2 protein-coding genes are annotated in these 2,072 nt (G+C 56.8%); both read right to left on the bottom strand.

The genetic code is table 11. The features are described from left to right. Window positions 1-161: 161 nt before the first annotated feature. Window positions 162-344, bottom strand: a complete 183-nt coding sequence (locus IVB13_RS04605) for a hypothetical protein (RefSeq protein ID WP_247487945.1) — start codon at window positions 342-344, stop codon at window positions 162-164. A 664-nt stretch (window positions 345-1,008) separates the two neighbouring features. Next, window positions 1,009-2,072, bottom strand: a 1,064-nt coding sequence (locus IVB13_RS04600) for an adenosylmethionine--8-amino-7-oxononanoate transaminase (RefSeq protein ID WP_247487943.1), incomplete at its 5' end; no start/stop codon positions are given.

Raw genomic sequence — 2,072 nt, 5'->3', positions numbered from 1 at the left:
GCCGCCACTTCAACCCGATCATGATTGCTCGCGGTCAGTCCACCGAGCTCAGAATGCGCAGCATCTCACGCCGAAGGATGAGCTGCTGGCGCAAATTGCTCAATCGACATATTGTGCGTGACCACCTCCGCCTACCAGATCTGTGCAGTGCGAAGTGCTCGCTATAATTCGCAGGCGTCAACCTCCTCGTCCGAGAACTTCTCGGACTCCAGCTCCAGCCTGTTCTTCGCCCCTTCCAGCTCCCCGATTATGAGGACGTAGTCTTCGAACGTGCTCGACGGGCCGATGTGCTTCTCGATCAACTGCCGCAGCTCGCCCGCGAACTGATACTTGCTGACGGTCATTCGCTCGACCAAGTTGCAATCCCCACCGCGCTTAAGCCCATCAGAGACGCAACAATAAGCACTAGACTAAGGTAAAGTAGAAGTTGAACGATCAAGTCACCGTCACGGTCCAACATCATATCTCCCGGCGGCGTTTCCCATGTTCTGGCTGGGGCACGCTGACTTTGCCAGATCTTGCGCCTTTGCTCCCCAGACATTGTACGCAACGAACAGTCTCGATCACATGAGAGTGTTGTCTCGGCTTCACATTTGCGTGGTTTCAGCGTTACATTGGAGCACTTCGGACAATCGATCAATCCAATAAGTCCCGTGATCGCGCCCAAATGCTGTTGGATCTCCGGCTTCTTCGGTGGATTTCAACGCCTCTACTATTGGCGACCTGCGGTCAGCACTGGTCCTGCTTCGTGACCATCCTGGGAGCGACCGCGACGGCAAAGATCGAAAATCGGATGCGGACTGACGTCAGGAACTGCGAGTCATTAAGCCGCCTTGCGCCAGCGACATGGTCCGTCACTCCCAAGCTTCATTGGTCAATTCCCAGGAAGTCACGGACTTCATTAACGCAAGCGTGCTTTGTACCGGAGACCGTCTTTCGGCCTTCTTTCTGAGATGATGAGAATCGCTACGGAGGAGGAGCGCGAGTCCGAACTCGAAAAGCGCGCCTTCAAGCCAGCGCATCGGCTGCATCGCTGATGCCAGCGTAGATTTCGTCGAGATCTGCCGCGGTGACGCAATAGTGCGGCATCACGTAGATGGTATTGCCGAGCGGGCGCAGCAGCAGATTTCGGTCGTTAAAGAAAGCCTGAAGCTTCGGACCGATGTCCGCCAAATAGCCGCCATCGCTCGTTTTCAAATCAAGCGCTGTGATGGTCCCGGAACGACGAACGTTTTCAAAGCGCGCGTCGGCGCGGAATGGCTCAATTGCCCGCTCTTGCATGGCGGCGAGCGAAGTGGCGCGCTCGCGGGAGTCCTGATACCACCAAAGATCCAGGTTCGCTTTTGCAGCGGCACAGGCTACGGGATTCGCCGTATATGAACTCGAATGATAGAACGTACGCATACGATCTTTCGAATAATGCGCGTCGAAAATGTCCGCACGGCAGAGCGTAACCGCGAGTGGGAGCGCCCCTCCCGTGAGACCTTTCGAATAGCAAGCGATATCGGGCGTGACATTGCCCTGCTCGCAAGCAAATAGCGATCCGGTGCGGCCCCAGCCCGTCATGACCTCGTCGGCAATGAACAGGACGTCCGACGCCTCGCAGATCCGCTTCATCGCTGTTAGCACCCAGGCTGGGTACATCAGCATCCCGCCCACCCCCAATATCAGAGGCTCCACAAGAAAGGCGGCTGGCATCTCGTTTCGGCATGCCGACTCGAGCGCAGCGAGTGTGGCCTGCTCACGACCTCTCGCAGGAAACGGGATCGAGGTAACGTCGAATAGCAGCGGCCCGTACGCCGCGTTGAACACGCCTCTGGCACCAACGGACATCGCCCCAACCGTATCGCCGTGATAGGAGTGTTGCATTACGACAATGCGTCTTCGCTGCTGACCGATATTATGCCAATACCCGAGCGCCATCTTCAAGGCGACTTCGACACTGGTAGAGCCGCTGTCGGAGAAGAAGACATAGTCGAGACTACGGGGTGCGAGCTTCAAAAGTTGCGCAGCAAGCTCCTCAGCCGCATCGTGGGTATAGCCGGCAAAGATGATCTGATTGAGCTTACCGG

Source organism: Bradyrhizobium sp. 17, assembly GCF_023073515.1.
GTDB classification, from domain to species: Bacteria; Pseudomonadota; Alphaproteobacteria; order Rhizobiales; family Xanthobacteraceae; genus Bradyrhizobium; species Bradyrhizobium canariense_D.
The sequence above is the reverse complement of the archived record's forward strand: the minus strand, read 5'-3'. Positions and strand labels throughout refer to the sequence as shown.

What these genes read in the sequence shown, in the direction of transcription:
- IVB13_RS04605 (WP_247487945.1), bottom strand. Translation starts at nt 344, where the DNA reads ATGACCGTCAGCAAGTATCAGTTCGCGGGCGAGCTGCGGCAGTTGATC.